At 54.5% G+C, this 22,125-nt stretch carries 20 protein-coding genes; 9 read left to right on the top strand and 11 right to left on the bottom strand.

The features are described from left to right. The first annotated feature begins 30 nt into the window (after window positions 1-30). Entirely contained in the window at window positions 31-561 is a 531-nt protein-coding gene (gene ppa / locus VGE55_RS07920) for an inorganic diphosphatase (protein WP_331131166.1), read from the top strand. Here ppa and VGE55_RS07925 read toward each other — a convergent pair. After that, window positions 546-1,772, bottom strand: a complete 1,227-nt coding sequence (locus tag VGE55_RS07925) for a GNAT family N-acetyltransferase (RefSeq protein WP_331131167.1) — start codon at window positions 1,770-1,772, stop codon at window positions 546-548. The two genes, ppa and VGE55_RS07925, sit on opposite strands and share 16 nt — an antisense overlap. A 47-nt stretch (window positions 1,773-1,819) precedes the next feature. Between VGE55_RS07925 and VGE55_RS07930 the strand changes: the two genes are divergently transcribed. Further along, window positions 1,820-3,469: an NAD+ synthase gene (locus VGE55_RS07930; protein ID WP_331131168.1), complete on the top strand. Its 1,650-nt coding sequence runs from the start codon at window positions 1,820-1,822 to the stop codon at window positions 3,467-3,469. 2 nt (window positions 3,470-3,471) lie between these two features. Next, complete coding sequence (locus VGE55_RS07935) at window positions 3,472-3,810, top strand: P-II family nitrogen regulator (protein WP_256763811.1); 339 nt, start codon at window positions 3,472-3,474, stop codon at window positions 3,808-3,810. Window positions 3,811-3,816: 6 nt separating this feature from the next. Here VGE55_RS07935 and VGE55_RS07940 read toward each other — a convergent pair whose 3' ends face one another. The 3 genes from VGE55_RS07940 to trxB are packed head-to-tail and all read right to left on the bottom strand — an operon-like array spanning window position 3,817 to window position 6,409. Next, entirely contained in the window at window positions 3,817-4,725 is a 909-nt protein-coding gene (locus tag VGE55_RS07940) for an alpha/beta hydrolase (protein WP_331131169.1), read from the bottom strand. A 38-nt stretch (window positions 4,726-4,763) separates the two neighbouring features. Further along, a complete protein-coding gene (locus tag VGE55_RS07945; RefSeq protein WP_331131170.1) occupies window positions 4,764-5,408 on the bottom strand; it encodes a Smr/MutS family protein in 645 nt (214 codons plus the stop codon). A 35-nt stretch (window positions 5,409-5,443) separates the two neighbouring features. Further along, entirely contained in the window at window positions 5,444-6,409 is a 966-nt protein-coding gene (trxB, locus tag VGE55_RS07950; RefSeq protein ID WP_331131171.1) for a thioredoxin-disulfide reductase, read from the bottom strand. A gap of 109 nt (window positions 6,410-6,518) precedes the next feature. Here trxB and VGE55_RS07955 point away from each other — a divergent pair, with 109 nt between their 5' ends. The 4 genes from VGE55_RS07955 (at window position 6,519) to serS (ending at window position 12,326) form a co-directional block, all read left to right on the top strand. Beyond that, complete coding sequence (locus VGE55_RS07955) at window positions 6,519-8,843, top strand: DNA translocase FtsK (RefSeq protein ID WP_331131172.1); 2,325 nt, start codon at window positions 6,519-6,521, stop codon at window positions 8,841-8,843. An 84-nt stretch (window positions 8,844-8,927) separates the two neighbouring features. Continuing rightward, window positions 8,928-9,566 carry an outer membrane lipoprotein chaperone LolA gene (lolA, locus tag VGE55_RS07960; RefSeq protein ID WP_331131173.1) on the top strand — a complete coding sequence of 213 codons (639 nt, stop codon included), beginning with the start codon at window positions 8,928-8,930 and terminating at the stop codon, window positions 9,564-9,566. Window positions 9,567-9,579: 13 nt separating this feature from the next. Then, window positions 9,580-10,926, top strand: coding sequence for a replication-associated recombination protein A (locus VGE55_RS07965; protein WP_331131174.1), 1,347 nt, complete (start codon window positions 9,580-9,582; stop codon window positions 10,924-10,926). Window positions 10,927-11,036: 110 nt separating this feature from the next. Beyond that, complete coding sequence (gene serS / locus VGE55_RS07970; RefSeq protein WP_331131175.1) at window positions 11,037-12,326, top strand: serine--tRNA ligase; 1,290 nt, start codon at window positions 11,037-11,039, stop codon at window positions 12,324-12,326. A gap of 90 nt (window positions 12,327-12,416) precedes the next feature. Here the strand turns inward: serS and VGE55_RS07975 are convergent, their stop codons facing one another. Together VGE55_RS07975 and VGE55_RS07980 are read right to left on the bottom strand one after the other, a co-directional pair. Then, window positions 12,417-12,986: a hypothetical protein gene (locus VGE55_RS07975; RefSeq protein ID WP_331131176.1), complete on the bottom strand. Its 570-nt coding sequence runs from the start codon at window positions 12,984-12,986 to the stop codon at window positions 12,417-12,419. Between the two features lie 198 nt (window positions 12,987-13,184). Beyond that, window positions 13,185-13,583: a GIY-YIG nuclease family protein gene (locus VGE55_RS07980; protein WP_331131177.1), complete on the bottom strand. Its 399-nt coding sequence runs from the start codon at window positions 13,581-13,583 to the stop codon at window positions 13,185-13,187. 250 nt (window positions 13,584-13,833) lie between these two features. On the opposite strand from VGE55_RS07980, the gene VGE55_RS07985 reads away from it, so the two are divergent. After that, the gene (locus VGE55_RS07985) at window positions 13,834-14,556 is read left to right on the top strand and encodes an NYN domain-containing protein (protein ID WP_331131178.1); all 723 of its coding nucleotides are present in this window, start codon (window positions 13,834-13,836) and stop codon (window positions 14,554-14,556) included. A gap of 82 nt (window positions 14,557-14,638) precedes the next feature. Here the strand turns inward: VGE55_RS07985 and VGE55_RS07990 are convergent, their stop codons facing one another. Further along, the gene (locus VGE55_RS07990) at window positions 14,639-16,318 is read right to left on the bottom strand and encodes an AMP-dependent synthetase/ligase (protein WP_331131179.1); all 1,680 of its coding nucleotides are present in this window, start codon (window positions 16,316-16,318) and stop codon (window positions 14,639-14,641) included. A 204-nt stretch (window positions 16,319-16,522) separates the two neighbouring features. On the opposite strand from VGE55_RS07990, the gene VGE55_RS07995 reads away from it, so the two are divergent. Next, a complete protein-coding gene (locus tag VGE55_RS07995) occupies window positions 16,523-18,094 on the top strand; it encodes a hypothetical protein (protein WP_331131180.1) in 1,572 nt (523 codons plus the stop codon). Window positions 18,095-18,116: 22 nt separating this feature from the next. Here VGE55_RS07995 and VGE55_RS08000 read toward each other — a convergent pair whose 3' ends face one another. Genes VGE55_RS08000 through dapD form a run of 4 tightly spaced genes read right to left on the bottom strand, consistent with a single transcriptional unit; the run spans window position 18,117 to window position 22,124 of the window. Continuing rightward, window positions 18,117-20,021: an ATP-binding cassette domain-containing protein gene (locus VGE55_RS08000; protein WP_331131181.1), complete on the bottom strand. Its 1,905-nt coding sequence runs from the start codon at window positions 20,019-20,021 to the stop codon at window positions 18,117-18,119. Further along, window positions 20,018-20,932: a 50S ribosomal protein L3 N(5)-glutamine methyltransferase gene (prmB, locus tag VGE55_RS08005; protein WP_331131182.1), complete on the bottom strand. Its 915-nt coding sequence runs from the start codon at window positions 20,930-20,932 to the stop codon at window positions 20,018-20,020. The genes VGE55_RS08000 and prmB overlap by 4 nt, the downstream gene beginning before the upstream one ends. Beyond that, window positions 20,929-21,288 carry an ArsC/Spx/MgsR family protein gene (locus VGE55_RS08010; RefSeq protein ID WP_331131183.1) on the bottom strand — a complete coding sequence of 120 codons (360 nt, stop codon included), beginning with the start codon at window positions 21,286-21,288 and terminating at the stop codon, window positions 20,929-20,931. Before VGE55_RS08010 ends, prmB begins: the two co-directional genes overlap by 4 nt. 5 nt (window positions 21,289-21,293) lie before the next feature. Further along, the gene (gene dapD / locus VGE55_RS08015; RefSeq protein ID WP_331131184.1) at window positions 21,294-22,124 is read right to left on the bottom strand and encodes a 2,3,4,5-tetrahydropyridine-2,6-dicarboxylate N-succinyltransferase; all 831 of its coding nucleotides are present in this window, start codon (window positions 22,122-22,124) and stop codon (window positions 21,294-21,296) included. Window position 22,125: the final 1 nt, after the last annotated feature.

The following is a 22,125-nucleotide window of genomic DNA, read 5'->3' on the forward strand; positions in this document are numbered from 1 at the left end:
TTTGAAACATTGAATGAAAAGGATTGTGTGATGGGATATGAAGTAATTGCTCCGGGCAAGGACGTTCCAAACGATGTGAACGTAATCATTGAAATTGCGGCCAACTCAGACCCTGTCAAGTACGAAATCGACAAAGACAGTGGTGCGCTGTTTGTGGATCGTTTTGTGGGCACCTCCATGCAGTACCCCTGCAACTACGGGTACATTCCGCAAACCCTGGCTGCCGATGGCGACCCTGTGGACGTGTTGGTGATGACACCATACCCCTTGGTGCCCGGTTGTGTGGTGCGGGTGCGCCCCATTGGCATTCTCAAAATGACGGACGAGTCTGGTGGTGATGCCAAACTGCTGGGTGTACCAGTCGAAAAACTCCTGCCTTCCTACAAACATTACAAAACCATCGCCGATGTACCCCAAGAATTTCTGGCGCGCATACAGCATTTCTTTGAGCACTACAAAGACCTGGAAAAAGGCAAATGGGTGAAGGTGGACGGTTGGGGTAACATGGACGACGTCACCAAGGAAATTCTGGACGGTATCGCCAACTACAAAAAAGACTGATCGCCGGTGGTAGCCGTTGCTTGCACCTGCCGATAGGCCTGGTGTTCATCCAGTTCTTGGGCGTACATGGCCAAGTGCTGCTTTTCCCGCTCAATGAATTGGGCAATCGGTGCCTGAAAGGCTGGGCTAGCCAGCCAATGGGCCGACACCAGTGTTTGTGGGTTTAGGCCCCGGGCCATTTTGTGTTCGCCTTGGGCGCCGCCCTCAAACCATTCAATGCCATGTTCGATGGCAAATTCAATGGCTTGGTAATAGCACAGTTCAAAGTGCAGGCAAGGAATGGTCTGAACACTGCCCCAATAGCGGCCATACAGCCGTTGCTGGTTGAACAAAAACAGGGTACTGGCCACTGGCTGGCCATGCAGGCTTGCTTCGATCATCAACACTTGGTCGCCCATGTTGGCGCAGATTTCTCTAAAAAAGGCGGGGGTGAGGTAGGGGCTGGATTGATGCTCCAGATAAGTCTGCTCGTAGCAACTGTAAAAAAAATCAAGATCGTCAGCCGTGGCCTCAGCACCATGAATTCGCCGAATACGGAGGCCATCCACCTTCGCCTTGCGCCGCTCCGCCCGAATGTTTTTGCGTTTTTTCTGCTGCAGGCTTTCCAGAAAATGCTCGAAATCTTCAAATGGTTTGCCAGTGTTCGGGTGCCTGTTTTGCCAGTGAAACTGCACCACATGGCGTGATTGCAGGTTTTTCCAGTCCTTCGAACCCAGAATCAAGGCCTGGTCTTGCTCGTTTAAAAATAAGGCATGAACCCCCGAGCATTGCACCCCCAGCAGTTGCTCTGTTGAGCAGGCTTGTTGGGCCACCTGGCGTAAGCCGTCTCGCAGCACATCCGCATGGTTTGGGTCGGCAAACAACAGCTTGGGCCCGAGTATGGGCGTGAACGGAATGGCACTGAGCAGCTTGGGGTAATACACCAGGCCATGTCGCTGGTAAGCCTGTGCCCAAGCCCAATCGAACACATATTCACCGTAAGAATGGCTCTTTAAGTACAGCGGCATGGCCGCAACAGTTTGCCCTTGCTCGTTGTCGATCCGCAGGTGCAAGGGTGCCCAACCAGTTTCGGCTGTGGCCGAGCCGCTGCGTTCCAATGCAAACAAATATTCGTGCCGCAAGGCCGGGTGAAGCAAACCACCTGTGCGGCTACGCAGGAGTGAATTCCAGGTCTCTTGTGCGATTTCACCAATGCTCTGGCAAATCTGCATGCGATAATTTGAGGACATTTGGCGACTACAGCAAACACTTCAGCATCATGAGTTTATCCCGAGTCCGCGTGGCCATCGCCCAGTTGAATCTCACCGTGGGTGATTTGAAAGGCAATAGCTCAAAAATCATTGCCTCAGTGCACCAAGCTGCTGCGCAGGGCGCTCGCATTGTACTCACCCCCGAGTTGTCCATCACCGGGTATCCGCCGGAAGATTTGCTGATGCGTCCATCGTTTCAGCGTCAATCCGATGCAGCACTCGAAACCCTGATGCGCGAGTTTGCCGCGCTGGATGTGTACGTGGTGTTGGGGCACCCCGTGCGTTGCGAAGGTGAGTTGTTCAACGCAGCCTCGGTTGTTCACCAAGGCAAGGTGGTTGGCCGCTACCACAAACACGATTTGCCCAACCGGGAGGTGTTCGACGAACAGCGCTACTTCACCCCCGACAACCGGCCCCTGGTGTTTGAGGTGGATGGCATTCGGTTTGGTTTGAACATTTGCGAAGACACCTGGAACCGATACGCCCCCGAGGCAGCTGCTTCCGCAGGCGCCGAAGTCTTGTTGGTGCCCAATGCCTCGCCTTACCACATGGGCAAGCACACCATTCGTGAAGGTGTTGTGGCCCGCCGCGTTCAAGAAACCGGCATGGCGATTGTGTACGCCAACCTGGTGGGTGGGCAAGATGAACTGGTCTTCGACGGCGCGTCATTTGCCATGGACGGTCACCAAAGGGTGGCCCTTCGAATGGCACAGTTTGAAGAAGGTGTTGCACTGCTGGATGCGGTATCCACGCCGGGCGAGCCTATTGCATTGCAGCCTGTTGAAGCCTCTGCCGACGAATTGTCGCTGACAGCGCAGGTGTATGAAGCCCTGAAGTTGGGTGTTCGCGACTATGTGACCAAGAACCGTTTTCCGGGGGCCATCATTGGTTTGTCGGGTGGGGTGGATTCTGCATTGACGTTGGCCATTGCCGTGGATGCGCTGGGTGCTGACCAGGTGCGTTGTGTGATGATGCCATCGCCCTACACAGCCGACATTTCTCTCACCGATTCACGCGACATGGTTCAACGCCTGGGTGTGCAATACGACGAAATATCGATTGCGGATTGCATGCAGTCGTTTGAGCAAAGTCTGGCGCCACTGTTCACCGGTTTGCCTGTGGACACCACAGAAGAGAACCTACAGGCCCGCATACGCGGCACATTGTTGATGGCCCTGTCCAACAAGACAGGTCGAATTGTGCTCACCACTGGCAACAAAAGTGAAATGGCCACAGGCTATTGCACACTGTATGGTGACATGGCGGGTGGCTTCGCCGTCATCAAAGACATTTTCAAAACCTGGGTGTACAAGCTGTGCGAGTATCGCAATGGTATTTCTCAGATTATTCCGGAACGGATCATCACACGCCCCCCATCGGCTGAATTGCGTCCCGACCAAGTCGATCAGGACAGCTTGCCACCGTATGATGTGCTGGATGCCATTCTGGCCCGCTACATGGAGCAGGATGAAACCGTTGAGAACATCATTTCCAGCGGTTTTGCGAAAGAAGATGTGGTCAAGGCTGTTAAACTTTTACGCATCAATGAATACAAGCGCAGGCAGGCACCGGTGGGTATTCGTGTGACCCACCGCGCATTTGGCCGAGACTGGCGTTATCCCATTACTTCAAAATTCAACGACCTTGAGGACCTCTGACCATGAAATTGCTCACTGCCATCATCAAACCATTCAAACTCGATGAAGTTCGTGAAGCCCTGTCCGAGATCGGTGTGTCTGGCTTGACCGTGACTGAGGTGAAAGGGTTTGGCCGTCAGCGTGGTCACACCGAGTTGTACCGGGGCGCAGAGTATGTGGTCGATTTTCTGCCCAAAGTCAAAATCGAGTTGGTGATTGAGGACAAACTCGTGGACCAAGCCATCGACGCCATTCTGGGTGCAGCACGCACCAACAAAATTGGCGACGGCAAAATTTTCGTGACAGAGGTTGAGCGGGTGATCCGCATTCGCACCGGCGAGCAGGGCGAAGCGGCGATTTAATTCCGTTTAACGCAGATGGCTGTGAATAATTTCTGAGAATGTTCCAGCCAGCGGTGCCGGCAAGTCATGGCCTAAGCCTTTGATGAGGTGCAGCCTTGCGCCCGGCACCAGCTTCGCAATTCGCTCTGAACATTCTTTTTTCAGCAGCGGGTCATCCAGCCCGTGAATCACACAGGTCGGTACGGTGATTTGCCGTGTGTAATCTTCAATCGAGCCTGTGGATACCACACAATGTGTTTGCCTCAAAACGCCCGCCGGTTTGTACGCGCGCTGGTATGAAGCGCGGGCCCGTTCCCGAATGTCCACCGGGTTGGGTGGGTAACCGGGGCTGCCAATTGCTGTAAACACCCGTTCCACATGCTCGGCCACATCATCGATGTGGGTGCTGCGTGGTTTGCGCAAAAACATGTTCAACATCACGTTGGGGCTGGGCATGGGCAGCTTGGGGTGGTTGGTCGATGACATCAAGGTCACCAGCTTCCCGATCAGGTCGGGCCGCTTGGCCGCCACAATTTGGGAAATCATGCCGCCCATGGAAACGCCCACCAAGTGGGGGCGCTTCAGTTTCAACGCTTCAATCAAGCCAATCGCATCATCGGCCATCAAGTCCAGCTTGTAATTGCTGGGCGTGTTCAAGCCCAATTTGTTGCGAACGAAGGTGGCGGGAATGTTGACCCGAATGTGGCTGGGGTGTTGGTCCGTTAAACCGATGTCCCGGTTGTCAAACCGCACCAAGCGATAGCCCAAGGCGAGAAGAGGGCGGCAAAAGTCGTCACCCCACATGGTCAATTGGCAACCCAAGCCCGCCACCAACAAAATGGTGTCTGCATGGTCTGGGCCAGCCGACTGCCAGCACATGTTCAGTCCTGTGGTGGATGATCGGCAAAAACCTTCGGTCCATTGAATGGTGCTCAAGTGTGGTGTCTCCATGTTTTTAGTTGTTGGGGCTGCCATTACATCTGTTTGGCTTTGAGAATAACCAACAAGGCGCCAGCGCCGCCGTCGCGGGGTGGTGCCTGACAAAAAGCCAGCACTTCATCTTTTTGCACCAGCCAGCGCTTCACCTTGTCTTTCAGTACAGGCTCTTTGCCTACAGAGCCCAGCCCTTTGCCATGGATGATTCTTACACACCGTACATCGTGTTTGACACAGGTCCGTAAAAATTCACCCACCGCCTCGCGTGCTTCTTCCGTGCGGTAACCATGCAAATCAATTTGGGCCTGAATCACCCATTTGCCACTGCGCAGGCGTTTTAAAGCCTCCAAGCCGATGCCGTTTCGGCGGTAACTCAGCTTGTCATCGGTTTCCAGAAAGCGTTCCACATCCATTTCATCGGAAATGCTTTCCTGCAGAACATGGGCGTCGTCCAGTTCACGCTGGCGGGCAATCGGCGGGGGTTTGGTGGTGTCGTGAACCTTGCGGTTGCTGTTGGGCAGTGGGGTAACGTCCTGCACTTGCCGTTGAAACAACTGGGCCTCTTCGCGTTGTTTGCGCTCGGCCTCTAATCGAAGTTTTTCCTGTCGCTCAGCCTCCAGGCGTTGGTCTTTGAGCAAGCGGCGGACCCCTTCCAAATCAGCCATGGAATTCAGCTTTTTCATGGTGAGGCCTGCCGGGTGCTGCTCAACGGTGAATGTCAGCCTTCTTGGGCTTCCAGCCAGCGCTGGGCGTCCAGAGCCGCCATGCAGCCTGTGCCTGCGCTGGTGATGGCCTGGCGGTAAATGTGGTCTTGCACGTCACCGGCAGCAAACACACCTTCAACACTGGTCATGGTGGCCAAACCATTCAAACCGCTGCGGGTCACGATGTAGCCGCCTTTCATCTCGATTTGCCCTTCAAAAATCTCGGTATTGGGCCGGTGACCAATCGCAATAAACACACCTTGCAAGGCGATGTCTTTGGTGCTGCCATCGCCGGTTGATTTTACCCGTACACCGGTCACGCCGGTCTGGTCACCCAGCACTTCGTCGAGGGTGCTGTTGACTTGCAGTTCAATCTTGCCTTCGGACACCTTTTCCATCAGTTTGTCGATGAGAATGGCCTCGGCCTTGAACTTGTCGCGGCGGTGAATCAGCGTGACCTTCTTGGCAATGTTGGACAAATACAAGGCCTCTTCAACCGCCGTGTTGCCACCACCCACCACGCACACCTCCTGATTGCGATAGAAAAACCCGTCACAGGTTGCACATGCCGAAACGCCTTTGCCCATGAAGGCTTCTTCGGAGGGCAGGCCCAGGTACATGGCGCTGGCACCGGTCGCAATAATGAGCGCATCGCAGGTGTAAACGCCCGAGTCGCCCTTCAGCGTGAATGGCCGTTGTTTGAAATCCACGGTGTGAATGTGGTCAAAAATGATCTCGGTCTTGAAGCGCTCTGCGTGTTCCAGAAAGCGTTGCATCAGCTCAGGCCCCTGAACACCATGAACGTCGGCAGGCCAGTTGTCCACCTCGGTGGTGGTCATTAACTGACCACCCTGGGCCAAACCGGTGATGAGCACCGGGTTCAGGTTTGCGCGGGCGGCATACACGGCGGCTGTGTAGCCTGCGGGGCCGGAACCCAAAATCAGGACTTTGGCGTGGCGGGTTGGGTTGGAGCTGCTCATTGGGGCCTCATTTGTGCTTCAAATGTTCGTGGCTCGGGGGCACTGGCCCTCGAACTTTGTCAGAATACAGTCTTCAATTATATGCCGCCTGCGGCCTCGTCTGAACCCAGTGAATTCCAGGACCTCACAAAACAGTGGAACCCTTCGCGCCAGCAAACTGTTGCTGGAAGTGCGTTGGCTGGCCATGCTCGTGCTCTCCATCTATTTGTTGCTGATTTTGGTGTCGCACAATCCGCACGATGACAGTTGGTCACATTCCTCCGGCAGCGATACCGTCAGTAATTTTGGTGGTGCCATCGGCGCTCACCTGTCCGATGTGCTGTTTTTCCTGTCGGGCTACTCGGCCTATGTTTTGTTGGGCCTGTCGTTTTACCAGTTGTGGCGCGTGCGAAAAATGGTGGACGCGCTCGACCTGCCCGGGTTTGACGAGCCTTTGCCCAAATGGTTGCCATGGGTTCGACCGGTCGGTTTCGTACTGCTTTGGGTGGGTTTCATGGGCATCGAGGCCTTGTCAGTGTTCAAAGGTGCCGATTTGCCGGCGGGCGCTGGTGGTGTCATCGGGCAGTCGGTGAGCCATGTGTTGGTCAAGCTCACTGGCCTGTCTGGCGCGGTCATGTTGCTGCTGCTCATGTTTGCAGCGGGGCTCAGTGGCTTTTTGGGCATGAGCTGGGCCGTGATGGCTGAACGTGTGGGCGGTTTGCTTGAATTGGCCTTCTTCAAATTGCGCAATGCCTTCAATGCCTATGAAGACCGCAAAGAGGGCAAAAAAGTGGCCCAAGCGCGTGTGGAAACGGTTGAGAAAAAACGCGAAGAATTTCAGGAACACAAGCCCATTCGGATTGAACCGGTGGCAGTGCCTGTTGAGCCATCGGTGCAGGCCATTAAAGAAAAGCAACAGCCCCTGTTTGCTGATTTGACCGAGACCGAGTTGCCACCGCTGTCTCTGCTGGACGATGCGCCCCCAGCCCAAGAAACCGTGTCGGCAGACACCCTGGAATACACCTCACGCCTGATTGAGAAAAAACTCAGTGATTTTGGTGTGCAGGTGCAGGTCATGGCCGCACAACCGGGCCCAGTCATCACCCGGTTTGAGGTTGAGCCTGCTGCAGGCGTGAAGGGCTCGCAAGTGGTCAACCTGGCCAAAGACCTGGCCCGTGCGCTTAGCCTGGTGTCCATCCGCGTGGTGGAAACCATTTATGGCAAAAACCTGATGGGTCTTGAACTGCCCAACCCACGCCGGCAAATGGTCAAGCTCACAGAAATTTTAAGCTCGCAGGTGTGGAGCGCATCCAAATCGGCGCTCACCATGGCTTTGGGCAAGGATATTGCCGGTAAACCGGTGGTGGCTGACCTGGCCAAAATGCCCCACCTGTTGGTGGCGGGTACCACAGGCTCGGGCAAGTCTGTGGGGATCAACGCGATGATTTTGTCCCTGCTGTACAAAAGCAATCCAGAAGAGGTTCGCCTCATCCTGATTGACCCCAAGATGCTGGAAATGAGCGTGTATGAGGGCATTCCGCATTTGTTGTGCCCCGTGGTTACCGACATGCGGCAGGCCGCCAACGCCTTGAATTGGGCGGTGGGCGAAATGGAAAAGCGCTACCGCCTGATGAGTAAAATGGGTGTGCGCAATTTGGCCGGTTACAACGCCAAAATGGCCGATGCCCGGAAAGCGGGGCAGTCCATTCCCAACCCGTTCAGCCTGACGCCCGATGCACCTGAACCCTTGGAAGCCTTGCCAACCGTGGTCATTGTGATCGACGAATTGGCCGACCTGATGATGGTGGTGGGCAAGAAAATTGAAGAGTTGATCGCGCGTTTGGCCCAAAAAGCCCGTGCAGCAGGCATTCACCTCATTTTGGCCACCCAGCGCCCCTCCGTGGACGTGATCACAGGCTTGATCAAGGCCAACATTCCCACCCGGATTGCCTTCCAGGTGTCTTCCAAAATTGATTCACGAACCATTCTCGACCAAATGGGGGCCGAGGCGCTCTTGGGGCAGGGTGACATGTTGTTCCTCCCGCCGGGTTCTGGCGTGCCCCAGCGGGTACACGGGGCTTTTGTGTCAGACGAAGAAGTGCACCGCGTGGTTGAACACCTGAAGGAGAAGGGTGGTGAGCCCAACTACATTGAGGGCATTCTGGAAGGCGGAACAGCCGAAGAAGGCGGAAACGCCAGCATGGATGCCACCGCCGGCAGTTTTGATGGCGAAAAGGATGCCCTGTATGACCAAGCGGTGTCGATTGTACTGAAGCACCGCAGGGCGTCCATCTCGTTTGTGCAGCGCCACCTGCGGATTGGCTACAACCGGGCGGCCCGTCTTCTGGAAAGCATGGAGCAAGCGGGGTTGGTGTCGGCCATGCAATCCAACGGCAACCGGGATATTTTGGTACGCGCCGATGCGGCACCCCAAGATGACGATCCGCCCTTTTAAGCGCCCCCGCAGTGAACCATTGTGTTGACTGCGGCTCTTAATGGCTGTTAGCCCGTTAATCTTCAAATTATCCGCTGGATCAACATGAGCGTTTCCGTCAAAAAATTAGGTGCTGCGCTGGCGCTGTTGGCATCTACCTTTGCTGCTGGCCTGGCCAACGCCGGCTCTGCTGAAGATCTCTTGCACAATTTCGCCAAAAACCGGCAATTTGCTGAAGGGCAATTCACGCAAGTGGTGGTCGCGCCCTCTGGCCAAATCAAGCAAAAAGGCAGCGGCGAGTTTGCTTTTTCTCGTCCGGGCAAGTTTCGTTGGGAAATCAAAAAGCCCTACCCACAGCTGATTGTGGCGGACGGAAAGTTGGTCACCAATTACGACCCAGACATGCAGCATGCCACCCAGAAACCGATGGGCAACGCCATGGACTCCACGCCGGCAGCCTTGCTGTTCGGCAATGCCGATTTGAACAAATTGTTTGTGATCAAAGACGAAGGCAGCAAAGACGGCATGCAGTGGTTGAGCGCCAAGCCCCGCGACAAGGAAAACCTGTTTGACACCGTCCGCATTGGTTTTGAAAATGGCCTGCCAGCGCACCTGGACATTGTGGATGCACTGGGGCAAACCACCAAGCTTGACCTGACTCAGTGGAAGTTTGAGTCTCGCCGGCCCGCCGCTTACTTTGAATTCAAAACCCCGCCAGGTGTGGACCTGATTCAAACCCAATGATGGGTGAGCCTGCATGACTGCTGATTTGTTTGGCGATGGTGTTCCATCAGCGGAGTCCCCTTCAACAGCGGCACAGACGTTGAGCGCTGCACCATTGGCTGAGCAACTTCGCCCCCAGACATTGGCCGATGTGGTGGGGCAAACCCACCTCATAGGCCCGGGCAAAGCCCTGTCCACCTTGTTTGAGCAGCGCAAGCTTCATTCCTTGATTTTGTGGGGGCCTCCGGGTGTGGGTAAAACCACGCTGGCCCGCCTGTTGGCCAACGCTGCAGATGCACAATTCATTGCGTTGTCGGCTGTGTTGTCAGGTGTGAAGGAAATTCGCGAAGCCATTGATTTGGCGAGGGTTTACGCAAAACAAGGCAAAGTCACCACCCTGTTCATTGACGAGATTCACCGCTTCAACAAGTCACAACAAGATGCCCTGTTGCCGCATGTGGAGTCTGGTTTGGTGACTTTTCTCGGGGCAACCACCGAAAACCCGTCTTTTGAGGTGAACTCCGCTTTATTGTCGCGTTCTCAGGTGTATGTTCTGCAATCCTTGCAGGCCAGTGATTTTGAAAGCTTATTGGCGCGTGCATTGGCGCATTTAAAGTTAACACTGCACATTGAGCCGGAAGCCTTTGAATTGCTTTGCCAATATGCCGATGGAGACGCGCGGCGCTTCCTTAATTTGCTGGAGATTGTGGTGCAGCAAGCGGCCTTCCAGGGGCATGCAGCCTTGTCTGCAGATTTGCTCAAGGCCCTGGCGCCGTCGCAGATCCGACGCTTCGACAAAGGCGGTGACGCGTTTTATGACCAAATATCGGCGCTGCACAAAAGCGTGCGAGGCTCTGACCCCGACGCGGCGTTGTACTGGTTTTGCCGCATGCTGGACGGGGGTGCTGACCCCCGCTACCTGGCACGGCGCATTGTTCGCATGGCGTGGGAAGACATTGGCTTGGCCGACCCACGGGCAATTACGCTGTGCAACGAAGCTGCCAGCACCTACGAGCGCTTGGGCAGCCCCGAAGGTGAGTTGGCGTTGGCGCAGGCCGTGATTTATTTGGCCGTTGCTGCCAAGAGCAATGCCGGATACATGGCCTATAAACAGGCCATGGCCACCGTGAAGCAGACCGCCAGCCTCCCCGTGCCCATGCATTTGCGAAATGCCCCCACTCAACTGATGAAAAATTTGGGCCATGGCGCCAACTATCGCTATGCACACGACGAAGAGGGTGGCCACGCCGCTGGCGAAACCTACTGGCCAGACGGCATGGACGCGCCACAGTTCTATCAGCCCACAGACCGAGGTCTGGAAATCAAAATCAGTGAGAAACTGGCCTGGCTGGCGGCGCGAAACCAGCGCAAAGGCGAGTGAGCCGCCCCAACTGCCCAGGCTTCCAGCATAAAATGCACAACACCGGGCCTTCAGCCGCATTCATGCGTGGCTGCCCCAATCAAAACACCCATTGACTCAAAGCGACCCCCATGCTCGACATTCAATTGCTTCGCAAAGACTTGCCCGCCGTGGCCCAACGACTGGCCGACCGTGGCTTTACCCTGGATGTGGATCAGTTCAACGCACTGGAAAGCCAGCGCAAACAACTTCAAACCAGCACCGAGGAATTGCAGGCCAAACGCAATGCACTCTCCAAGCAAATCGGCCAGCTCAAAGCCAAGGGTGAGGACACAGCCGCCGTGATGGCTGAGGTGGGTGGCCTGGGCGATGCCCTGAAGGCCAACGAACAGGCCTTGGCGCAGCTGCAAGATACGCTTCAAGCCTTTTTATTGAATATCCCCAATATTCCCCATCACAGCGTGCCCACAGGCGCCTCCGAGACTGACAACGTTGAGTTGCGCCGTTGGGGTAGCCCGCGACAATTCGACTTTGAGGTGAAAGACCACGTGGATGTGGGGCAGGCCTTGGGCTTGGACTTTGAAACAGCCGCCAATTTGTCGGGTGCCCGATTTGCCGTGTTGAAAGGGCAGATTGCCAAGCTACACCGGGCGTTAGCGCAGTTTATGCTGGATACCCACACCGAGGAGCATGGCTACACCGAGCACTACACGCCCTATATTGTCCGAGCCCAAACCTTGCAAGGCACTGGGCAGTTGCCCAAGTTCGCGGATGATTTGTTTTCGGTGAAGAAGGGTGGTGAAACAGGTGATGCCGAGCCGCTGTACTTGATTCCCACCGCGGAAGTGACCCTGACCAATCTGGTTGCAGACCAAATCCTGAAAGCGGATGAGCTGCCCATCAAAATGACGGCCCATTCCCCGTGTTTTCGCAGTGAGGCTGGCAGTTACGGCCGTGACACCCGAGGATTGATTCGCCAGCACCAGTTTGACAAGGTTGAAATGGTGCGAATCGAGCACCCAGACCACTCCTATGCAGCCTTGGACGAAATGACCGGTCATGCCGAGAAAATTCTTCAAAAGTTGGGCTTGCCCTACCGGGTCATTGTGCTGTGCACAGGTGATATGGGGTTTGGTGCCACCCGCACGCACGACATTGAGGTTTGGTTGCCCGCCCAAAACACCTACCGTGAAATTTCATCGTGTTCCAACTGTGAGGGTTTTCAGGCCCGTCGCATGAAGGCGCGCTTCAAGAATGAGGCCGGTAAAACTGAATTTGTGCACACCCTGAACGGTTCAGGCTTGGCCGTGGGGCGCACCTTGGTCGCAGTGCTGGAAAACTATCAACAAGCCGATGGTTCGTTGAAAGTGCCCGAGGTTCTGCAACCGTATTTGGGTGGGAAAACCGTCCTCAAGGCTTGATGGCTTTGTTGTTGCGCAATAAAAAAAGCACCTTTGAGGTGCTTTTTTTTTGATAAACAACGGGTTGTGGCGGATGTTTAACTTAGGTACTTAAGCGCCAACCGTTGCCTTGATCGCTGCAATGAATTTTTCGCTTTGTGCCACATTCACCACCGTGGCCTCTATGCCATGCCGGGCACTGGCCAAGCGGATGAACCGTTCCATGCGCCGTTGTTCATGCTTGTTCCAGCGCACAGTGAACGAGACCACTCGGTTGTTGTCAATCCACACGTTGCTGGGTTTCAAGAACATGAAGTCGCTAAGTGCAGCCTTGGGCAAACCAGGCTGGCCGCTTGAATCGACGCCTTTGAATTGGACCAACAAGGGCGTTCCGGCCAACAGCCACTCGGCATGGTCGATGGCATCGCAGAAAATTGAGCAGGTCGACCAGGTCAATCCACTGTAGCGAACCATGAAGGCCAAGCGCGACTCTTCAAAGTTGTCAGTCACGTCCGCGCCCACTGCAGCGAGGTCTTCCGGGCGAACCTTCAGGGACAGCAGTTCCTGTTCAAGCGTGCTGTAGGCCAATGAAGTGCGAACTGAATCGGGAATGGGTTTGACCTGTAGCCAATGAAACAGGCAATACGAGCGAGTCAAACGTTCGGCAATCGAGGTCATCATTTACTCCGTCAATGAGCGATCCCACCTTACTCTTGTTACCAAGCTGTGAATGTTTTCAGATTCAATCTCACCCGATTTAAATTGGGCAAATCCTTCAAACTCGAAGGTCAATGGCTAAGTGTCTTTCAACGCCTGCTTGGTTTCAAACATCTTTAACGATTGGATCACTCTTTAGGATGACAGTTCAATGCTCCCGATTCAGGCCGCTCTCTCTTCAATGTTCGGGGAGACGGGTGTCATGGCCTGGGCCCGGTGTTCCATCAAAAATTGCGGCAGAAGATCCTCCCAATCCGGGTTCAGTGATTCTATCAACAATAAACGCATGTCTCTGGGCCAATTTCGAACGCGCCGCAGTCGGGCGATAAATTTCTCCTGGTCATGCCAAACCTCGAAATACACCAAACGGTCCAGACGATGGTAGTGCGCATAATCCCGACGTAGACCAAGTCGATGTTCTTCCATGCGGCTTGTAAGGCATTCAGTGTCACCGAGGTAGAGGGGGCCGCTGGGCTTGCTGTTCGATAAAATATAAAGCCAGTACGTTTCGGGTTTGATATTGAGTTGTTGATGAAAGCCCGTTGGTTCTTGTGTGCTCACTTCATCCTCCGGTGTAGGCGGTGGGGTGTCTGAGATGAATGGTCCGGTATTTGGCGCGCCGGCGTGCGTAAAGTACGGATCAATTGTACGGGTAATACTGACAAAGGGTGATTTTATCTCCCTCACTTTGGGGGGAGGCGAGCGCTACTTTTGACGACCACTTAGTGGTAGGATATTTGGTGCGGCGGTGCAACTTACTCATCTATTGTGTATGTCAAATAATAAAATCATTTAAAAATCAAGGGTTTATATGCTTACAGCGATTCTCGTGGACGGGCCTTTTTTCGTTCGCCGCATTCGTCAGATTTTTCCCAGCACGATTCATTACGATGCAAAAGTCATGGCGGACTTGGTCTGGCGTCTGTCGGCTGCGCATTTGTTTGAGCGCAATCAACCGAAGCGCCACTTGTTTCGAATCTTTTTTTACGATTCGCCGGTCTTCACCCAGCGGGTTACATTGCCTGTGTCCCGACAAGCGATTGACTTGTCCAAGTCCAAAGAGGGGCAGTTCCGGGCAGCCTTTCAACGACAGCTGCAGCGCAAGCGCAAGTTGGCCGTTCGTCTGGGCGAACCCATGGATGTAGAAAGCTGGAAACTGAACGATGATGCCTTGGCTGATTTGTTGGGGAAAAAAATCACCGTGGATGACCTGGCCGATGAGGACTTTTCGCCCGACTCTCATGCCCGTGGTATCGAGCTCAAGATGGGGGTTGACTTGGCTTCCCTGGCCTACAAGCGACAGGTGCAACAGGTGGTGCTGTTGACTGGCGACGGTGCGTTTTCCAGTGCTGCCGAGCTGCTGCGACACGAGGGCATTGATGTTGTTCTGGATCCCATGTGGCAAAACATATCAGAAGATCTGTTTTCCTACATCGACGGTCTTCGATCGACTTGTCCACCTCCCGACCGTGCAGCCGACTTTTTGTCCCGCATCAACTCTGACAATTTCGACCAGGAAGAGTTGCCGGGTTAAAAGCCTGATGAGTATCCGGACGTGCCGCCAAAAAAAGCCCATCAGTCGATGGGCTTTTTTTGGTATTCAGTTCAGCGCAGGTTCAATCACCCATGCCTTCAGAATACAAATCGTCAATGCGTTCCTTGAAGGCGTCCAATACCTTAACGCGTTTTACCTTCAGCGTTGGCGTCAGCAACCCGTTGTCAACCGTCCACGGTTCCTTGGTCGTAATGATCCGCCGAACACGGATGTAGCGGGGCAGGTGTCCGAGTCGGTCATTGGCCCGCTTGATCAGTTCCTTTTCATTGGAATTGGCGGTGACTGCGATCATGGAGATGAACGGCCGTCCCTCGCCAACCAAGACGATTTGCTCAAACACATCGTCACCAATAATGGCCGTCTCGGCGTCCTGCGGCGAAAATTTCTCGCCGTTGGAAAGAACCATGATGTCCTTGATGCGGCCTCGAATGAAAATACGACCGTCTTTAATCTCTGCGACATCACCGGTGTGCAGCCAACCGTCTTTGTCAATCGCTTGCCGGGAAGCTTCTTCATTTTCCCAGTAGCCCAACATGATGTTGGGGCCTTTGGCCAAGAGTTCGTCATTCTCACCAAGCTTGACCTTCACATTGGGCAGAGGTGGGCCAACCGATTCCGGAACGTTGCTTTCCGGGCGGTTGACTGAAATGACTGGACAGGCTTCGGTCATGCCATAACCATGCAAAATGGGCAAACCCATGGCGATGAAGCTTTTTGCAATTGTGCTGTCCAGCGCTGCACCACCCACAACAGCCAAGCGCAAGCGACCACCCAAGCGCTCCAGAATGGGTTGGGCTACTTTCGCGCGCAGCAGCGGCAGCTGGAAATGGTCCATGATGCCGCCTTTGCCTTGTTCCATCCGCCAACCCACATCCACCAGCTTTTCGAATGCGCGGCGTTTGAAACCGGAGTCCTTGACCGAGGCCTGGATCCGACCATAAAACTTTTCGAAAATGCGGGGCACGGCAAACAGCACGGTGGGCGCCTGTGTGGCCAAGTCTTCGGGGAGTTGGTTAATACCTCGCGCGTAAATCACCTTCGCACCCACACGCAAGGGCAAGTAGTAACCGCCCGTGCGTTCAAACATGTGTGACATCGGCAAAAACGACAGGAAAGTGTCTTCAGGTTTTGCAATGTCCAGCTGGAAGCAACTGTCCACATTGCTGATCATGTTGTCGTGGGACAGCATCACGCCTTTCGGACGTCCAGATGTGCCGGATGTGTAACAGATCGTGGCCAATGTGCCGGATGGCAGGTCGAGCAGTTCCAGGGGTTCAAGATTTCGTTCCAGGCTGCGGAGCAGGTGGAGCGCGTTTTCAACTCCACCTTCAGCCACTTCTATGTCCGATTTCAGTGACAGCACGCGAACGTCCTGAAGCCCTTCTTTGAGCAGGTTCCTGCCGATGCGGTCATTCTCAACCACCACAGCCCGTGCCCCGGAATTTTGAATGCAATAGCCGATGTTTCCGGCATTGTCGTCGACGTACAACGGCACTGACACCATGCCCATCGCCAGCGCAGCCAGGTCGAAAGCCACCCAGTGAATGCTGTTTTTTAGGCAAATGGCCACCCGGTCACCTGGTTGCAACCCCATGGAGCGAAAGAAACTCTGCCAGTTTCTAACCAGGTCAATCATTTCCGAGGCTTTGAAATCCACCCATTCATTGTCAATGAACTGGCGATAAAGCACGCGATTCGGGCTGGACTCGTGCTGCTGAAGGAAGGTGGCGACGTTCGCCATAGAGGGTCTCCTGATTTTTCTTTTTTGTCGGTTGGCCGTAGTTTACTCAAGAGTAAATTCAATGAGAAGAACGAACGTTCTACTTTTCCCCCAAGATTTCTACTGAATTGGGGCAACGACCCACCCGTCGGAATTAGGCCAATTCAAGGATACCGCAGCTCGGTACGGCTTGAGTAATCTGTGTGCAACGTACAGGATGTTTTCATGGGTGTGCACATGCGCTATGGGTCTTTGCTGATTCGAATGATGGCGAGCCTGCTGATCGTTTGGCCAGCTGGCGTTGCGTTGGCAGTCGAGGCTGGTGTCTTGTCGGGCCACGGGCAGCTCGGTGGCAAACCCCATTTCCAGGTCGATCTTCAGTCATCGGGTGATTCGGGCTTCTCGGTTATTCGACCAGGTTGTCTTCAAGCGCTCTGGCAGAGTGGAAGCAGTGACGCAGAATCCATACCGCTGGCTGTTGATATTCTCAAGCGAACCGATCAGCGCATTTCTCTTCGCTTTGCAGGACAATTTTTATTGGATTCCACCGAAGGCAAGGTGGTGTTGCGTTCCTCTTGCCCTTTGAATCTGTTTGAATTGACGTGGCCGGTGTTCATTGCACCATCAGACACCCCTGATCAGGCCTCGGTATTGAAAACGCCCCTGGATGACACACGGAGTGTGCGCGATTTCGAGCCACGGTCATTGGCGAACAGCCCATCCTGGCCTGTTCATACAAGCCAGGCCAACCATGACTCATCCCTGCGCAAAGCGGAAACATCAGCCTCGATGAAGGTGTGGGCGCCTGTGCAAGCCACCAAGGCGCCAGTCACGAATCAACGCATTGAACCACCGCTGGACGTGGCACACAACGGTGAGACGACGCCAAACATGGCGACGGCACAAGCCCCTGCCGTTTACCCACCCAAACGGGATCGAAATCCGATGGAGGCAACCCCGACCAATGAGGTCGGATTTGTTCAGGATTGGCCAGTATTTGGCTTTGTGTTGCTGGGGCTGTCCGTGATGGGAGCGCTCACCTTCGCGGTGTGGTGGCGGGGGCAGTCCAAGAAGATTTTAAGCAAGTCGGTTGCAGAGCCAACATGGACGTCGTGTGACCGTGAAAATGCTTTCACTGAGTTGGATTCTCCTGACTTGCCTTCGACTAGCGGTCCGGCTATGTCACCAGAGCCCGGTGCCCGGGGCAAACAGGAGTCCCAGTCTGACTTGTTGATGCTGCGCTCGCTAATTAGCGCAGATGCGGTTCTGGAAACCCCTTCAGACTATTCGGGGCCACTCCATTCAAGTCTGAAAATGCAGAATACGGCCAATCCACAAGAAGAGGCCTTGCGGCATGTACTGCGTTTTCTTGAATGGGCAAGCCCAATGCCCTGGAATTTACCCGATGCCTATCATAGCTTGGTGAGTGAGCGTAACCGCACCATGTTGGTGGGCAATTCTGAATGGCCAAAATGGATACAGTGGCATGTCGCATTTGTCGAATTGGCTCATCATGAGGCCAAGCACTCCAGGCGATTGTCAATGGACACGGCTTTGGCGTTACTGGAGCGCTTGGGCGGCTCACCGTCGATCGATGCAATGCCCGAACAAATTCCGGACGTTTTGGTGAGTCAAATCAGTGGAAAACTGTTTGAAATGGGTTCGGCAGGTGAACAATCCCTGTTCGTGGACAGTCTGTGCGTATTGGAAGCGCTTGAGGCTGGAGACGGCAGCATTTTTTGTCGCCATGATTTCCACGACTTGTTGATGCAGCACGCACCTTCTGCGGCCATCTGAAGGGTGTTTAAATGCACATCATTTACAGGCCGAGCGAAGCCTCCAGCGTTTCCACTTCCAGCATCAGCTCCAACAGCGCTGATTCATGCTCATCAACCTGTTGTTGCGCCAAGTCCCTGTCGCGGGAATATTTTGCGGCCAGGCTGGAAGACTCTGCAGATGAATAATCCAGATCATTCAGCCCAGTCTCTGCGCTTTTGTATTGAGCGATGCGCTCATCCAGCTGTTTCTCGATTTTCTTGATTTGGTTGCGCAACGTCTTCAGGCGCTGGTGGAGAGCCTGGCGATCGATTTGTGTCGTACTTTGAGCCGATGGAGCAGATTGACCTGTACTCTTGGGTTTGTCCTCTTGGTTGCTTTCTTTCCTGAGCAGGTCTGCATAATCCTCCAAATCCCCATCAAATGGGGCAACTTTGCCCGCATGCACGCGCCAATAAGTGTCCGTGATGGATTCCAGCAAATGCCTATCGTGCGACACCATGACCAGTGCGCCTTCAAATTCAATCAGGCTATTGGCCAGGGCTTGCCGTGTGGCCATGTCCAGGTGGTTGGTGGGCTCATCAAGCAGCAATAGGTTAGGGCGCAAATAGGCCAACAGGGCCAAGGCCAGGCGTGACTTTTCGCCTCCCGAGAAGTTGTTGACGGTTTGCCTAACCTTGTCGTCCCGGAAGTCAAATCGAGCGAGAAAGTCGCGCAGTTGTTGTTCAGTGGCTTGGCGGTCTACACGGGCCAGATGTTGCAAGGGCGTTGCAGCCATGTCGAGCGACTCAATTTGGTCCTGTGCAAAATACCCCACCACCAAGCCTTTGCCTTCCACCCGTTCACCAGCCAGCAGACCCAAATCACCCACCAGGCTTTTCACCAAGGTGGTTTTGCCGTTGCCGTTGGAGCCCAACAAACCGATGCGGTCGCCTGGGCGTATTTCAAGATTCAAGCCACTGATGATGGGTTTGTCTACGTTATAGCCGCAAGCGGCCCGCGTCAGCACCACGAGGGGGTCAGGGCTTTTGTGCGGTTCCAGAAAAGGAATTTCTGCATGCGCCTGGACCTGAAACGTTTCAATCAGCTTGATTTTCTCAATACGCTTCACACGGCTTTGAGCCTGTTTGGCTTTGGTGGCCTTGGCTTTGAATCGGTCTACAAAGCGTTGCAGCCTTTCAATCTCAGCGCTGGCTTTGCGGTTGGCCTGGTCGACCTGTTCAGCCCGCTCGGCAAAAGTACGTTCAAAGGTGGAGTAGTTGCCGGTGTATTTAACCAGTTGCTGACCGTGCAAGTGAACGGTGTGCGTGCAGATTTCATCCAGAAATTCACGGTCATGTGAAATGACCAGCACGGTACAGTCCACCTGCCGTATCCATTGGGCCAGCCACAGCACCGCCTCAATGTCCAGGTGGTTGGTCGGTTCGTCCAGCAGAATAAGCTCAGCCCGTGAGCCTAACACTTTGGCCAAGTTCAGGCGCATTTTCCAGCCACCTGAAAATTCGCCGACTTTGCGCTGAAGGTCATCGGGTTTAAAACCCAGTCCGTGCAAAATGGTGGCCACCCGGCTTTCGGCGGTGTAGCCGTCGAGGTTGTCCAGTTGCTCATACAGGTGGGCAATTTGGCTTGAGTCGCCACTGGTTTCAGCGTGGCGCAGTTGTTGCCGAACACTGTGCAGTGCCCGGTCGCCCTCCAGGGCAAAGTCGATCACGGGTGTGTCGTTGGCGGTCACCTCTTGGTCAATCCAGGCCACTGACCATGCTGGGGGAATGTCGATGCTGCCTGCATCCACCGGTAACTCACCCAGCAAGCTGGAAAAAAAACTGGATTTGCCAGCGCCATTGTGACCAATCAAGCCGACCTTTTCCTTGGGAAAAATCGTGAGGTTGGCTTGATTGAGAATCGACTTGCTGCCGCGGGCAATGGACAGCCCGGTAATCTGGATCATTCGAGGTCTTCTTTGTGTATCAGGAACACCTGTTCATCACCGGCTGAGGTGTCTAGCCAGATGACGTTGAGGTCGGGGTAGGCCTCTTCAAAATGCATTTTTTCATTGCCCAGTTCAACCACCAACAAACCGCCATCGGTCAGGTGGTTGCGCGCTTCCGCCAAAATTCGGTCGATCAGTTGCATGCCATTGTCACCACCGGCCAGCGCCATGCGCGGCTCGTGCAGATACTCTGGTGGCAGTCTGCGCATGGTGTGCTCGTTCACGTAGGGCGGGTTGGTGATGATGAGGTCGAACTGCTGATCCTCCAGCCCGGTGAACAGGTCCGTTTCCACCAAAGTGACCCTATCCTGCAGGTGGTGATTGTTGATATTGCCTTTCGCCACTTCCAGGGCATCTGCCGACAGGTCTGCACCCACCACTTGGGCATTTTCAAATGCATAGGCCGCCAAAACAGCCAGGCATCCAGACCCGGTGCACATGTCCAACACCTGCATCGGTGCCTCAGGGTCATTGATCCACGGGGTGAGCTGGTCGGCCAGCAACTCCGCGATGAATGATCGCGGAATAATGACGCGCTTGTCGACATCAAAGCGGTGGCCCTGTAACCAACTTTCGCCGGTGATGTAGCTGGCTGGCTTGCGGTGAACAATCCGTTCGGTCAGCATGTTCAACAATCGTGTTTTTTCATGCTCGGTTAAGCGGGCATCCCAAAACACATCAAGCGGCTCCATGATGGGCAAGCACAGTGCCGATTGGGTGAGATAAACCGCTTCATCGAAGGCATTGGTACAACCGTGGCCAAAAAAAACCTTGGCTCGCCGCATTTCGGAGACGCCAAAGCGAACCCAATCACGAACTGTTTTCAATTCGCGTATGTCCACTGCGATGTGGGTTGCTGTCTCAGTCATGCAATAAATTCCGAAAAATCGGTCAGGCCAATGGTCCATTGATTGGCAATCTTGACCACTGGGCGTTTGATCACCGATGGGTTGTTCAGCGCCAGCGCGTGGGCACCGCTCGGGCTCAAGGCTTGAGCCTGATCCTCGGGCGGCAGTGCGCGCCACGTGGTGCCTTTTTTGTTGATCACTTTGTCTATGCCCAGTGTATCGATCCAGACGGATAATAACTCTGCGTCAACACCGTGAGTTTTGAAGTTGTGAAACACCGGTTCAATACCGGCATCCCTGAGATTCTTCAGCGCTTTTTTAACGCTGTCGCAATTCGGGATACCGTAAACTTCAACATTGCTGGTCACATTTCCCATGGGGCTTATTCAGCGCTGCGAAGCAATTCATTGATGCCGGTTTTTGCCCGTGTTTTGGCGTCCACCTGCTTCACAATAACGGCGCAATACAAATTGTATTTTCCGCAGGCGGACGGCAGTGAGCCGCTGACCACCACGGAGCCTGCCGGTACTCGGCCATAGGTGACCTCACCGGTTTCGCGGTTGTAAATCTTGGTGCTTTGGCCGATGTACACGCCCATGGAAATCACGGAGTTTTCTTCGATGATCACGCCTTCAACCACCTCAGATCGTGCACCGATGAAGCAGTTGTCCTCAATGATGGTGGGGTTGGCCTGCAAGGGTTCCAGCACCCCACCAATGCCCACGCCACCCGACAGGTGCACGTTTTTACCGATTTGCGCGCAAGAGCCCACGGTGGCCCAGGTGTCCACCATGGTGCCTTCGTCTACATAGGCGCCGATGTTGACGTAGGAGGGCATCAGCACGACATTTTTGCCGATGAAACTGCCGCGGCGGGCCACAGCCGGTGGCACCACCCGGAAACCGCCTGCTTTGAAATCCTCTTCCGTGTAGTTGGCGAACTTGCTGGGCACTTTGTCGTAAAACTGCGTAAAACCACCAGCCGGCATGGGTTTATTGTCTTCCAGGCGGAACGACAGCAGCACCGCTTTTTTGATCCATTGGTGGGTCACCCAGTCTCCGTTTTCTTTGGAGGCCACGCGCAGGCTGCCTTTGTTCAGTTCTTCCAGTGTGGCTTGAACGGCTTCCCGCACGTCTGCCTGTGCTTTGGAGGGCGAAATGTCCGCACGGTTTTCCCAAGCTTGTTCAATGATGGACTGGTATGCATGGCTCATG

Origin of the sequence: Limnobacter sp. (assembly GCF_036405155.1) — a bacterium.
GTDB lineage: Bacteria > Pseudomonadota > Gammaproteobacteria > Burkholderiales > Burkholderiaceae_B > Limnobacter.